General features: G+C 65.5%; 13 protein-coding genes. 12 read left to right on the top strand and 1 reads right to left on the bottom strand.

Annotation, left to right across the window (positions count from 1 at the left end; all coding sequences use genetic code 11):
* Nucleotides 1-5 precede the first annotated feature (5 nt).
* The 4 genes from coaBC to AAC645_RS00200 are packed head-to-tail and all read left to right on the top strand — an operon-like array spanning nt 6 to nt 2790.
* Nucleotides 6-1223 carry a bifunctional phosphopantothenoylcysteine decarboxylase/phosphopantothenate--cysteine ligase CoaBC gene (gene coaBC, locus AAC645_RS00215; protein WP_340312981.1) on the top strand — a complete coding sequence of 406 codons (1218 nt, stop codon included), beginning with the start codon at nt 6-8 and terminating at the stop codon, nt 1221-1223.
* A complete protein-coding gene (gene dut / locus AAC645_RS00210; RefSeq protein ID WP_340312980.1) occupies nt 1210-1659 on the top strand; it encodes a dUTP diphosphatase in 450 nt (149 codons plus the stop codon). Before coaBC ends, dut begins: the two co-directional genes overlap by 14 nt.
* A gap of 31 nt (nt 1660-1690) precedes the next feature.
* Nucleotides 1691-2440, top strand: a complete 750-nt coding sequence (locus tag AAC645_RS00205; protein WP_340312979.1) for a HesA/MoeB/ThiF family protein — start codon at nt 1691-1693, stop codon at nt 2438-2440.
* The gene (locus AAC645_RS00200; RefSeq protein WP_340312978.1) at nt 2422-2790 is read left to right on the top strand and encodes a hypothetical protein; all 369 of its coding nucleotides are present in this window, start codon (nt 2422-2424) and stop codon (nt 2788-2790) included. The genes AAC645_RS00205 and AAC645_RS00200 overlap by 19 nt, the downstream gene beginning before the upstream one ends.
* Nucleotides 2791-2806: 16 nt before the next feature.
* On the opposite strand, the gene AAC645_RS00195 is transcribed toward AAC645_RS00200, so the two are convergent.
* Nucleotides 2807-3910, bottom strand: a complete 1104-nt coding sequence (locus tag AAC645_RS00195; RefSeq protein WP_340312976.1) for an NAD(P)/FAD-dependent oxidoreductase — start codon at nt 3908-3910, stop codon at nt 2807-2809.
* A 48-nt stretch (nt 3911-3958) separates the two neighbouring features.
* Between AAC645_RS00195 and AAC645_RS00190 the strand changes: the two genes are divergently transcribed.
* The 8 genes from AAC645_RS00190 (at nt 3959) to AAC645_RS00155 (ending at nt 11664) form a co-directional block, all read left to right on the top strand.
* Nucleotides 3959-4432 carry an A24 family peptidase gene (locus AAC645_RS00190; RefSeq protein WP_340312975.1) on the top strand — a complete coding sequence of 158 codons (474 nt, stop codon included), beginning with the start codon at nt 3959-3961 and terminating at the stop codon, nt 4430-4432.
* A 69-nt stretch (nt 4433-4501) separates the two neighbouring features.
* The gene (gene cpaB / locus AAC645_RS00185) at nt 4502-5503 is read left to right on the top strand and encodes a Flp pilus assembly protein CpaB (RefSeq protein ID WP_340312974.1); all 1002 of its coding nucleotides are present in this window, start codon (nt 4502-4504) and stop codon (nt 5501-5503) included.
* A gap of 2 nt (nt 5504-5505) precedes the next feature.
* Entirely contained in the window at nt 5506-7119 is a 1614-nt protein-coding gene (locus tag AAC645_RS00180; RefSeq protein ID WP_340312973.1) for a type II and III secretion system protein family protein, read from the top strand.
* 13 nt (nt 7120-7132) lie between these two features.
* Entirely contained in the window at nt 7133-7765 is a 633-nt protein-coding gene (locus AAC645_RS00175) for a CpaD family pilus assembly protein (protein ID WP_340312972.1), read from the top strand.
* Complete coding sequence (locus tag AAC645_RS00170) at nt 7765-9036, top strand: pilus assembly protein CpaE (RefSeq protein WP_340312970.1); 1272 nt, start codon at nt 7765-7767, stop codon at nt 9034-9036. Before AAC645_RS00175 ends, AAC645_RS00170 begins: the two co-directional genes overlap by 1 nt.
* Nucleotides 9037-9058: 22 nt before the next feature.
* Nucleotides 9059-10033 carry a type II secretion system F family protein gene (locus AAC645_RS00165; RefSeq protein ID WP_340312969.1) on the top strand — a complete coding sequence of 325 codons (975 nt, stop codon included), beginning with the start codon at nt 9059-9061 and terminating at the stop codon, nt 10031-10033.
* A gap of 7 nt (nt 10034-10040) precedes the next feature.
* Complete coding sequence (locus AAC645_RS00160; RefSeq protein ID WP_340312968.1) at nt 10041-11033, top strand: type II secretion system F family protein; 993 nt, start codon at nt 10041-10043, stop codon at nt 11031-11033.
* Nucleotides 11034-11091: 58 nt separating this feature from the next.
* Nucleotides 11092-11664 (top strand): hypothetical protein, encoded by a 573-nt coding sequence (locus AAC645_RS00155; RefSeq protein ID WP_340312967.1) that lies wholly within the window; start codon nt 11092-11094, stop codon nt 11662-11664.
* Nucleotides 11665-11696 lie beyond the last annotated feature (32 nt).

The raw sequence follows: 11696 nt of genomic DNA, 5'->3' as shown, positions 1-11696 counted from the left end.
CGCCCATGATCGCCCCACGCATCCTGCTGATCATCGGCGGTGGTATCGCAGCCTACAAGGCGTGCGAGCTGGTGCGGCTGATCCGCAAGGGCGGCGGCAGCGTGCGCTGTGTGCTGACCGAAGGCGCGCAGCATTTCGTGACGCCGATGACACTGGCGGCCCTCAGTGAGCAGGAGGTCCACACCAGCCTGTGGGATCTCAAGAACGAAACCGAGATGGGTCATATCCAGCTTAGCCGGGAGGCCGATCTCGTGGTGGTCTGCCCCGCCACCGCCGATCTCATGGCGAAGATGACGGCGGGCATAGCCGACGACCTCGCGACGACGCTGTTGCTCGCCACCGACAAGCCGGTGCTGGCCGTGCCTGCCATGAACGTGCGGATGTGGCTCCATGCCGCGACCCAGCGCAACGTGGCGCGGTTGCGCGGCGATGGCGTGACCGTGCTCGATCCCGACGATGGCGCGATGGCCTGCGGCGAGTATGGGCCAGGCCGCCTGCCCGAGCCGCCATTCGTCTGGGATGCCATTCTCAAGCTGCTCGAAGACCGACGCGCCCGGCCCGGGCCCGGCATCAAGGGCGGCGCTCTCGCGGGCCGGCATGTGCTGGTGACGGCCGGGCCGACCCATGAGCCGATCGATCCGGTGCGCTACATCGCCAACCGCTCGTCCGGGAAGCAGGGCTACGCGATCGCCGCTGCTCTCGCCGAGCTGGGAGCTCGGGTAACGCTGGTCTCAGGCCCGGTGAGCCTGCCAACGCCGCAAGCGGTACATCGCGTCGATGTCGAAACCGCACGGGAAATGGCCGCTGCCGTCGAGGCCGCGTTACCGGCAGATGCCGCCGTGATGGTGGCAGCGGTGGCCGACTGGCGCGCCGAAAGCGCATCGGGCCAGAAGATCAAGAAGGGCGTCTCCGGGTCGACTCCTGCGCTCACGCTCACAGAGAATCCCGACATCCTGGCGGGGCTGGCCCGCAGCGAGCGCCGCCCTCGCCTGCTGATCGGGTTCGCCGCGGAAACCGAGAAGGTCGTGGACCATGCCGTCGCCAAGCGCCTGCGCAAGGACGCCGATTGGATCGTTGCAAACGATGTGTCCGGTGACGTCATGGGCGGTGACAGCAACAGCATCCATATAGTCACGCGCGACGGAGTCGAAAGCTGGGATATGCTTCCCAAGGCCGATGTCGCGCGCCGCCTCGCCGCAAGGATTGCCGATGAGTTCGCCTGAGATTGGGATTCGACTGAAGCGCCTCGACCACGGCGCGGGCCTGCCGCTACCCGTCTATGCCACCGCCCATGCCGCCGGCCTGGACGTGGTGGCGGCCGAGGATGTGACGCTCGCCCCCGGTGCACGGCATGCAGTTGCGACAGGCTTCGCCATCGCGATCCCCGAAGGCTTTGAAGTTCAGGTCCGCCCGCGCTCGGGCCTCGCGCTCAAGCACGGCATCACCTGCCTCAACACGCCTGGCACGATCGATGCCGACTATCGCGGCGAGGTGAAGGTGATTCTCGCCAATCTCGGCGGCGAGCCATTCGACGTGAAGCGTGGCGAGCGGATCGCCCAGCTTGTGCCGGCGGCGGTCCAGCGCGCGGCCTTTGCCGAAGTCGCCGAACTCGACGAGACGGTTCGCGGTGCCGGCGGCTTCGGATCGACCGGACGCTGACCCTTCGTCGCTCATACGGTAAGGTGCCGTCATGTCCCTGACCGACCCCCAACTCGATCGCTATGCGCGCCACATCATCCTGAAGGAGATCGGCGGCGCTGGACAGCAGGCGCTGCTGGCGTCGACGGTCGTGGTTATCGGCGCCGGCGGGATCGGGTCGCCGGCCATCCAGTATCTCGCCGCAGCCGGGGTCGGACGCCTGCGGGTGATCGATGACGATGTCGTCGACCTCTCCAACCTCCAGCGCCAGACGCTGTTCGGCACCGCCGATATCGGCCGGCCGAAGGCGTCTGTCGCCGTCGAGCGCGTCGCAGCGACGAACCCCGATGTGGCAGTGGAGCCGATAACGGTGCGCATCGACGCCAGCACCGCCGATGGGCTGCTCGCTGGTGCCGACCTGATCCTCGACGGATGCGATAATTTCGATACCCGGCTCGCGATATCCGATGCGGCAACGCGGCTGCGCATTCCGCTGATATCGTCGGCAGTCGGCCAGTTCGACGGACAGCTGGGGGTATGGCGCGGTTGGGAGGGCGGCAAGCCTTGCTATCGCTGCCTGGTCGGCGACGAGCCGGGGCGGCCTGATGTCAGCTGCGCCGATCAGGGCGTGCTCGGGGCGCTGACCGGCGTGATGGGCAGCCTGGGCGCGATGGAGGCGATCCGCGCGCTCACCGGTTTTGGCGACGATCCGGCCGGACGGCTATTGCTGGTCGATGCGCTCGCCTTTCGCTTCCGCACCGTCATCGTGCCCAAGGACCCGGCATGCCGATGCGCGGCCTGACGATCCTGGTCGCCGCTGCCGACGCGGAACGGTTCCATGCCGCGCTGACCTATGCCGCAGCGGGCGCGGCAAGCGGCAGTGCGGTTCGGCTCCATCTGCACGAAGGCGCCGTCGGGCTGCTGCGCCCGCCGCTCACGGCAGCGGCAGACCCGGCGCGTGCCGCCGCAGGGCTGCCGACACTGCCGCAGATCCTGGACGAAGCGCTCGATCAGGGGGTGGCGATCACCGTCTGCCAGAGCGGCCTTGCGCTCGCCGGGTTGAGTCTCTCGCAGCTCGATCCCCGCGTCGAAGCGCAGGGCGCCGTCGGCATGCTAGCAGCACTGGGCGACGACCGGCTGATCACCTTCTAGAGTCGCACAAGGCGGGCTATGCGAAGCGGTCCGGTGCGTAGCGGACCGGATCGATATGCCGGACCGGCTGCGGCAGCGGACGGCTCGACAGCAGCGCCGCCCCTATCATCGCCGCCGCCGGGGCGGTCTGGATGCCGAATCCGCCCTGCCCCGCGAACCAGAAAAATTCCGGCGCATGCGCGTCATAACCGTAGACCGGGAGCCGGTCGGGCGCGAAGCTGCGCAAGCCTGCCCAGGCACGCTCGCGCCGCACGATGCGCCAGTCGACGACCTGCTCGAGCCGATCGATCGCGATCGCGATGTCCAGTTCCTCCGGCGCTGCGTCACAGGCGGCGGTCGGCGTCTCGTCATGCGGGGAGAGCCAGATGCGGCCGCCGGCCTCTGGCTTGAAGTAGAATGTTTCGGCGACATCCATCACCAGCGGCATCGCCGGGGATGCGGGGGGATCGACCTGCAGCTGGATCACGGTACGGCGATGCGGGGTTATCGGGATTGGCGCCGCACCCGCGAGCGCAGCGATCTCACCCGCCCACGCGCCTGCCGCATTGACGACCAGCGGCGCCACCACGGCGCCGGCGTCGGTTTCGATCCGCCAGGCATGATTATCGCGGATGACCGCCCTCACTCGAGCGTCGGCGAGCAGGACCGCTCCGGCGCGTTTGGCGCGACCCAGATAATGGGCATGGAGCCCGGCTACATCGATGTCGCGGCAGCTCGGCTCGGCCAGCCCGCCACCATCGCTGGAGCGCAGCCCCGGTATCAGCGCCGCCACCTCCTTGGCATCGAGCCGCTCGAACCGGACGACCTTACCATAGTCGCGCAGCAGCGCCGCCAGCGCCGCTTCTCCGCCACGGCCCACGAGATGGACTGCGCCGCGATCATGGAGAAAACCGTTGCCGTCGAGATAGGCATGGGACGCGGTGGTCAGCGGCTGGACAGCCGGCCCGCCATAGCTTTCGGACCAGAATGCCGCCGAGCGGCCCGTGCTGTGATAGCCGGGCTGCGCCTCGGCTTCGATCAGGATCACCCGCGCCGCATTGCCGATCTCGGCGGCCAGGCTCGCGCCTGCCATGCCGGCGCCGATGATCGCGATATCAGCGGGAATGTTCGCTGCTTCCATGCAACGCGTTTAGGTTTTGGTAAGGCGCGGCGTCTAGCCTCCTTAACCATGACCGTTCAACTTCCCGATATCTTCGGCATTCTGCTGGCCGTCCTGCTGCTGATGGCGGCGTGGAGCGACATCAGGACGCGCACCATCTCCAACGAGCTGAATGCGACGATCGCGCTGATGGCGATTGCCTTCTGGTGGGTGGCAGGCGAGGCGCTGTGGCCCGATGTCGCGATCCGGATCGGCGTGGCTATCGGCTTGTTCGCGCTATGCGCGCTGCTGTTCATGCTCAGGATGATGGGCGGCGGCGATGTGAAGATGATCGCCGCGCTGGCCCTGTGGCTGCCGCTCAATGCGCTGATGGTGATGCTGACTGTCATGGCGCTCGCGGGCGGAGTCATCACCCTGGCCCTGCTCATCCGCCAACGCTGGCGCCCAAACCTCCCGCGCCCCGAGATTCCCTATGGCGTCGCCATCGCAATTGGCGGGCTGTGGGTCATCGCGAACGGCTTGTTAACCATATCCGGGGCATAGCCGCACGACAGGTCCGGATCGGACCTCATATTTTAACGCCCCTGTTGGGCGAAGATTGGGTCTGAACCGATGGATGCCAGGAAGTTGCTTCTGTTGATCATGGCGCTGGTGATGGCGGGGATTTCAGCCGTCGTCGTGCGCGGAATGTTCGGAGGCAAGAGCGAGGCGGAAGCTGCGCCGATGATGGCCGCCCCGCAGCCGACCGGGCCGGAGGTCGCGGTAGCGGTCCGACCGCTCCCCGTCGGCACGATCATCGGCCCGGAAAGCTTCCGCTACCAGCGCTGGCCCGCCGAACTCGTCAACAAAACCTATTATATCAAGGGCGAGAGCGACCTCGCCTCGCTGAACGGCTCGGTGGTGCGCTATGCCGTCACCGCCGGTGCGCCGGTCACCCAGGGTGCGCTGGTCAAGCCCGGCGATCGCGGCTTCCTGGCCGCGGCGCTTGGGCCGGGCATGCGCGCCGTCACCATCTCGGTTTCAGCACAGTCGGGCGTGGCGGGTTTCGTCTTCCCTGGCGACCGCGTCGATCTGATGCTCACCCAGGAAGTGCCGGGCGGCGGCGAAGGCCCGCCGCTCAAGGCGGCCGAAACCATTATCCGCAATATCCGAGTGCTCGCCGCCGACCAGCGTACCGACAAGACGGTCGACGAACAGGGCAAGACCATCGTCGCCAACACCTCCAGCGTCACGCTCGAAGCGACGCCCAAGATCGCCGAAAAGATCGCGGTGGCGCAGACCATCGGCCAGCTTTCGCTGTCGCTCCGCTCGATCGCCGACGACAAGGCCGAGCTCGAGGAGCGGATCGCCAGCGGCGAGGTAAAGCTGCCCGCCGACGCCGATCCCAAGGCGGAGCGCCAGATGCTGCTCGAAATCGCCTCGCGGCCGATCGACACCGATACCACCTACACGGTTGGCGCCGACGTATCGCGCTACCAGCGCTCGAGCGTGCCCGCCAAGCCCAGCGGGAGCGCCTCGAGCACCCCCGTTGCCAACGCTGCCGCTCCGGCCGGTCCCGTCGTTCGCGTGGCTCGCGGTAACAATGTCACCGCCAGCACGGTGGGAGCCAAGTGAAGATGCGCAGGCTTATCCAGCAGACGTTCGGCGCCGCTTTGATGGGTGCGGTCGCGCTGGCGCCGATCGCGACCGCAACAGCCGCCGTCTCAAGCGGCAGCAGCGGCGTCCGCACCGCGACGATCGGCAAGCCGGCGGAGACGACGACGCTGTCGATCGGGTCGGGCCAGATGGTCGCTCTTCCCAGTGCGATGAGCGACCTGTTCGTGGCGGACGACAAGATCGCCGATGTCCAGGTGCGCTCGTCGACCCAGCTCTACATCTTCGGCAAGGGGCCGGGCGAGACTGCGGTCTACGCCACCGACAAGACCGGCAAGGTGATCTGGTCGTCGATCGTCCGGGTTGGCAGCAACATCACCAGCGTCGACACGATGCTCAAACTTGCGATGCCCGAGGCGGCGATCACCGCGACTACGATGAACGGCATCGTCCTGCTGACCGGCGCGGTCGCCGCTCCTAGCGATATCGAGGAAGCGCAGAAGCTGGTCGAGCAGTTCGTCGGCAAGGATATACAGGTAGTGAACCGGCTGAAGTCGGCGGTGCCACTGCAGGTCAGTCTGCACGTCAAGATCGCCGAAGTCAGCCGCGAGTTCGCCAAGACGATCGGCGTCAACCTGCTCAACCGTGACACGACCGGCGGCTTTCTGTTCGGCGTTGCTCAAGGCCGCAACTTCGGCACCATCGGCAACGCAGACCTGTCTTCCTTTCCCAAGGTCGATGCATCGTCGGTATACGGATTGCCCACTGGGTCGGTGTCGTTGCCGTTCAATCCGGCAACAGGCCAGTTCATCACCGGCCCCGGCACCGCCTACGACCTGAAGACTCTCGGCAGGGGCGTTGGAACTTCGCTCGGTCTCGCGGGGAAATTCCTCGGCATGGACCTGGCCGCTGCCATCGACCTTGCCGAGTCGGACGGCCTCGTCTCCACCCTGGCACAGCCGAACCTCACTGCCATTTCAGGAGAGACTGCCAGCTTCCTGGCTGGCGGCGAAATCCCTATCCCGATCTCGCAAGGGCTCGGCGCAGTCTCGGTGGAGTTCAAGCAATATGGCGTCAGCCTCTCGTTCACGCCGACAGTACTTGCCGATGGACGCATCTCGATCCGCGTCCGGCCGGAAGTGTCGCAGCTAACCGACGCCGGCTCGGTAAAGCTCAACGGGTTCACAATTCCCGGCATCACCACAAGGCGTGCGGAGACGACCGTCGAGCTGGGTTCGGGCCAAGCCTTCATGATCGGCGGGCTGATGTCGAACGGACAGAACAGCACCGTCGATAAGGCGCCGTTCCTCGGCGACCTACCTGTGCTCGGCGCCTTATTTCGTTCGAACGGGTTCAAGCGCAACGAAACAGAACTCATGATCGTGGTGACCCCTTATCTGGTGAAGCCGGTTTCACCCAATAACATCGTGTTGCCGACCGCCGGTCTGCGCGGGGCGACGGATGGCGAGAGGATCATCGCCGGCCAGACCTTCACGGGTAAATCTGGCGAGAAGAGTCCGATTCCTCGTCCGGCCCCACCGCAGACGATCCCGTCGACCGACCGTGTTTCAAAGACCGATCACCCGTCCAAAACGAAGTCCGCGTCCGTGCCCGACGCCGGCTTCTCGCTGAATTGATGAGAGGTTGATCATGAGCTTCCGGACGCCTTCTCTCCCGCTCGCGATGCTGATCGCCGCCCTGGCCGGCACAGCGGTCAATGCGGGCCGCTTCAACCGCGGGGTCGAGTCGGTCCACCAGCCGCTGGTCCAGCGCAGCGACTATGTGATGGATGTATCCGGCAACGGGCTCGACCCAGCTGAAGCTTCGCGCGTCGCGCAATGGTTAGACGCGATCAGGGTCGGCTATGGCGATCGCATCAGCGTTGACACGAGCGTCGGCACGGCGGCATCGAACAACGATATCGCCGCCATTGCAGGTCGCTACGGCCTGTTCGTCAGCGATGTCGCGCCGGCGACCGAGGGCGCGATCCCGCCAGGCCATGTCCGCATCGTCGTCAGCCGGTCGACCGCCAGCGTCCCCGATTGCCCCGATTACAGCCAGCCATCGCAGCCCAATTTCACCGCGGCCTCGTCATCCAACTATGGCTGCGCGATGAACTCCACCTTGGCGGCGATGGTTGCCAACCCAGAGGATCTGGTGCGTGGCCAGGAAGCCCGCGGGTCGAGCGCCGAGACCGCCGCCAAGGCGATCCGGGTGTGGCGCAACGCCGATCCCAGCGCCACCAAGGGGCTCAAGATCGAATCGGTGAAGGGCGGCAACTGATGAACGCACCGTTCAACGCTCATCCCAAGCAGCAGACGCGCAACCCCTTCGCCGCCTATGTCTGTGACGATATCAGTTCGGAGCTGCTCAAGCCGCTCATCTTCGAACTCGGCTGGGCGCCCGAATCCGTCTGCAAGGGCGGCCTGCGGACAGCGATCCAGTCGCTGTCGGTATCGGCAAGCCCCACCATATTGTTCGTCGATCTCGCCGACTCGGTCGATCCGCTGAGCGACGTCAACGCACTTGCAGAGGTGTGCGAGCCGGGCACGATCGTGATCGCGGCGGGCGCCACCAACGATGTCCGACTGTACCGCGAACTGCTCAACAGCGGCATCCAGGATTACCTGCTCAAGCCCTTCACCGCCGACCAGATCCGCGACTCGCTCGCCCAGGCGCAGATGATGCTGATGGGACCGCGCCATGGCATGGCAGCCGAGGAAAAGATCCACCTGATGACGGCCGTCATCGGTGTCCGCGGCGGCGTCGGCGCTTCCACAGTCGCGACCTCGATCGCCTGGCTGATGGGCGAGAATGGCGACCGCGGCACGGCGCTGCTGGACCTCGACGTGCATTTCGGAACCGGTGCGCTGTCGCTCGACCTGGAGCCCGGCCGCGGCCTTACCGACGCGATCGACAATCCAACCCGCATCGACGGGCTGTTCCTCGAACGCGCCTTGGTGAAGGCGAACGACAAGCTGTCGGTGCTGTCGTCCGAGGCCCCGATCAACAATCCGATCATCACCGACGGCGGCGCCTATTTCCAGCTGCAGGAGGAGATGAAGGGCGCGTTCGAGTGTACCGTTGTCGACGTACCCCGCGGCATGATGGTGCAGCACCCCCATCTGTTCCACGACGTGCAGTCGGTGGTGCTGGTGGTGGATCTGACCCTCGCCGCGACCCGCGACACGATCCGTATACTCGCTTGGCTGAAGAACAACGCTCCGCAGGCCGGCGTGCTGGTGGTGGCCAACCGCGTCCACCCGAGCCTGACTGAAATCAGCCGCAAGGATTTCGAGAATTCGATCGAGCGCCAGATCGATTTCGTGCTGCCGTTCGACCACAAACAGGCGGTCAATGCCGCCAAACTCGGCAAGCCGCTCGCCGAAGCGGCCAAGACCGCCAAGATCGGCCAGGCCCTTGCGCAGGTCTCGCAAAAGCTGCTGGAACTGGTGAACGACGATTTTACGGCGGATGGCAAGAAGGCGAAGCCGTCATTGCTGGATGAGCTCGCTGCCATCTTCCAACCCAAGTCCAAGATAGCCAAGAAATGATCGGGCGGGCGATCGCGATCCCATGATCACGGCGCTGTTCATGATGGTCATGGCGGTGGTCATGACCATGTTCTTCTTCGTGGTCGCGCGGCCGCCGGCGCAGCGTTCGCTGGTTCGGCGGCTATCGGGCGTTCGCGGCCGCTATAACGTCAGCGGCGAACCCGTCGTCAACGAGCAGGTTCGCAGATTGCTCGCCAGCCGCGCAGCGACGGTGCGCAAGGAAAAGACTCTTTTCGACCGCTTCCTGCCCGATCCGCTCGATATCCAGCGCAAGATACAGGCTGCCGGCAAGAAGTGGACGGTGAAGCAATATTTCATTGGCAGCGCGATAACCGGCCTGGTCCCCTTCCTGGGTCTCGGCATTGCGGGCCTGCCGGTGTGGATGGCGTTGATCGCCGGGACCGGCGCGGGATTGGCATTACCCAAATTCTGGCTGAACATGCTTGGCAAGCGCCGCCTTGCCCAATTCGTCGCCCGTTTCCCCGACGCGATCGAGCTGCTGGTACGCGGCCTGCGCGCCGGCCTGCCGATCGCAGAGACGATGGGCGCCGTCGCGACCGAGATCGAAGGACCGGTGGGCAGCGAATTCCAGGCCGTCAGCGATCGCATGAAGATCGGCCGCACCCTCGAGGCGGCGCTGCAGGAGACCGCCGACCGGCTAGGTACGTCGGAATTCCAGTTTTTCGTGATCACCCTTGCGATCCAGCGCGAAACCGGCGGCAATCTGGCCGAAACGCTGTCGAATCTGTCGGAAGTGCTGCGCAAGCGCATGCAGATGAAACTCAAGATCGCTGCCATGTCATCGGAATCCAAGGCGTCCGCCTATATCATCGGCGTGCTGCCGTTCATGGTCTTCGGCCTGATCAGCTTCATCAGCCCCAACTATATGGGCGCCTTCTTCCATGACCAGCGGCTGATAATCGCCGGGATGGGCGGAATGGTATGGATGTCGATCGGCGCATACATCATGCGCCAGATGATCAATTTCGAGATCTGAGGCGGCGATGGACCACGCAGTCACCCCGCATTTCTTCAGCACGCTGATTTCAATCGGAATCGCGTTGACCACCGCTATCATCATCCTGGTCGTCGGCCATAGCCTGGTGAAGTCGGTCGCGCGCGATCCGATGTCGCGCCGGGTACGCGCGCTCAACGATCGCCGCGAGCAGCTCAAGGCCGGCGTCGCCGCCTCCAAGACGCGCCGCCGCGCCAACATGGAGAAGAAGGCCAGCGTCTCGATCAACCGAATGAAATCGGTCCTTGGCAGCATGAAGATGCTCCAGGATTCGCAGCTCAAGACGGCGTCGCTCAATCTGTCTCGGGCCGGCATCCGCACCAAGGATGCCGCGATCACGGTGATCTTCTTCCGCCTGGTCGCGCCGATCCTGATCGGCGGCACCGCCGCGATCGGCGTTTACCTGCTCAACTGGTTCCCTGACGCGAGCGCGCTCAAGAAATACATGATCGTCGCCGGCGCGCTCATCGCCAGCTACAAGGCACCCGACATCTATGTGAAGAACCTGGTCACCAAGCGCCAGCATGCGATCCGCAAGGCTCTGCCCGATGCGCTCGATCTGCTGGTGATCTGCGCCGAGGCCGGCCTGTCGGTCGATCTCGCCTTCAATCGCGTCGCGCGCGAGCTGGCCAAGGCCTACCCCGAACTCGGCGACGAGTTCGCGTTGACCGCAATCGAACTCGGCTTCCTGACCGACCGCCGCCAGGCCTTCGAGAATCTCGCCCAGCGCGTCAATCTCGACTCGATCCGAGGCGTCGTCACCACGCTGATCCAGACCGAGAAGTACGGCACGCCGCTCGCTGCGGCACTCCGTGTGCTCTCCGCCGAATTCCGCCACGAACGCATGATGCGCGCCGAGGAAAAGGCCGCGCGGCTGCCGGCGATCATGACGGTGCCGCTGATCCTGTTCATCCTCCCGGTGCTGTTCATCGTGATCCTCGGCCCCGCGGCCTGCTCGATCAAGGACAACGTGATGAGCTAAGGGCCGGAACGTACTTCCAGCGGAACGGTTTAGCCTCGCATCAGATTGGGAGGCTTTCATGCCGGCTTTTACCACCAACCAATGGGCTATCCTCGGCCTCGTGCTGATCCTGGGCTGGTTCCTGGGGCTGCTGACGATGGCGGGCAGGCGCAAATGGCGGCGGGCGTTCGAACAGGAGCACGTCGAACGGATCGCTGCGGACGCGGAGGTCGATCGACTCCGCACGAGGCTGAGTGCGCTGGAAGGCGAACGCGACCGACGAATCGCGCTAGAGCAGGAGCGCGACGACCATATTGCGCGCGCCACCGCCAGCAACGAGCGCATCGTCGAACTCGAAAAGCATCGCCCGTCCGTTCGTGACGGCGCGGCCGGCGACGGCGGCGTTGCGGCCGCCAGCCGGCGCGACGATCTCGCGCGCATCTTCGGCGTCGGGCGAAGCGGCGAGGCCAAGCTCAATGAACTCGGCATCCACCGCTATGCCGATATCATTACCCTGTCGCTATCCGACGAGGCGGCGCTCGAACAGCGAATGGGCCTGGCGCCAGGCACCATCGCCGACGAACGCTGGCGGGACCAGGCCGAGATGCTCCGCAAGGGCAAGTTCGACGAACATGCCAGGATGTTCGCGTAACTGGGAGCCGGGCGGCCTGTCCGCCGCCCGGC

This window comes from Rhizorhabdus argentea (assembly GCF_037861105.1).
Taxonomy (GTDB): domain Bacteria; phylum Pseudomonadota; class Alphaproteobacteria; order Sphingomonadales; family Sphingomonadaceae; genus Rhizorhabdus; species Rhizorhabdus argentea.
This window is presented reverse-complemented; position numbering and strand designations above follow the sequence as displayed.

What these genes read in the sequence shown, in the direction of transcription:
- AAC645_RS00175 (WP_340312972.1), top strand. Translation starts at nt 7,133, where the DNA reads ATGAGCTTCCGGACGCCTTCTCTCCCGCTCGCGATGCTGATCGCCGCC.
- AAC645_RS00165 (WP_340312969.1), top strand. Translation starts at nt 9,059, where the DNA reads ATGATCACGGCGCTGTTCATGATGGTCATGGCGGTGGTCATGACCATG.
- AAC645_RS00205 (WP_340312979.1), top strand. Translation starts at nt 1,691, where the DNA reads ATGTCCCTGACCGACCCCCAACTCGATCGCTATGCGCGCCACATCATC.
- AAC645_RS00155 (WP_340312967.1), top strand. Translation starts at nt 11,092, where the DNA reads ATGCCGGCTTTTACCACCAACCAATGGGCTATCCTCGGCCTCGTGCTG.
- AAC645_RS00200 (WP_340312978.1), top strand. Translation starts at nt 2,422, where the DNA reads ATGCCGATGCGCGGCCTGACGATCCTGGTCGCCGCTGCCGACGCGGAA.
- AAC645_RS00195 (WP_340312976.1), bottom strand. Translation starts at nt 3,910, where the DNA reads ATGGAAGCAGCGAACATTCCCGCTGATATCGCGATCATCGGCGCCGGC.
- AAC645_RS00190 (WP_340312975.1), top strand. Translation starts at nt 3,959, where the DNA reads ATGACCGTTCAACTTCCCGATATCTTCGGCATTCTGCTGGCCGTCCTG.
- cpaB (WP_340312974.1), top strand. Translation starts at nt 4,502, where the DNA reads ATGGATGCCAGGAAGTTGCTTCTGTTGATCATGGCGCTGGTGATGGCG.
- AAC645_RS00180 (WP_340312973.1), top strand. Translation starts at nt 5,506, where the DNA reads ATGCGCAGGCTTATCCAGCAGACGTTCGGCGCCGCTTTGATGGGTGCG.
- AAC645_RS00160 (WP_340312968.1), top strand. Translation starts at nt 10,041, where the DNA reads ATGGACCACGCAGTCACCCCGCATTTCTTCAGCACGCTGATTTCAATC.
- dut (WP_340312980.1), top strand. Translation starts at nt 1,210, where the DNA reads ATGAGTTCGCCTGAGATTGGGATTCGACTGAAGCGCCTCGACCACGGC.
- coaBC (WP_340312981.1), top strand. Translation starts at nt 6, where the DNA reads ATGATCGCCCCACGCATCCTGCTGATCATCGGCGGTGGTATCGCAGCC.
- AAC645_RS00170 (WP_340312970.1), top strand. Translation starts at nt 7,765, where the DNA reads ATGAACGCACCGTTCAACGCTCATCCCAAGCAGCAGACGCGCAACCCC.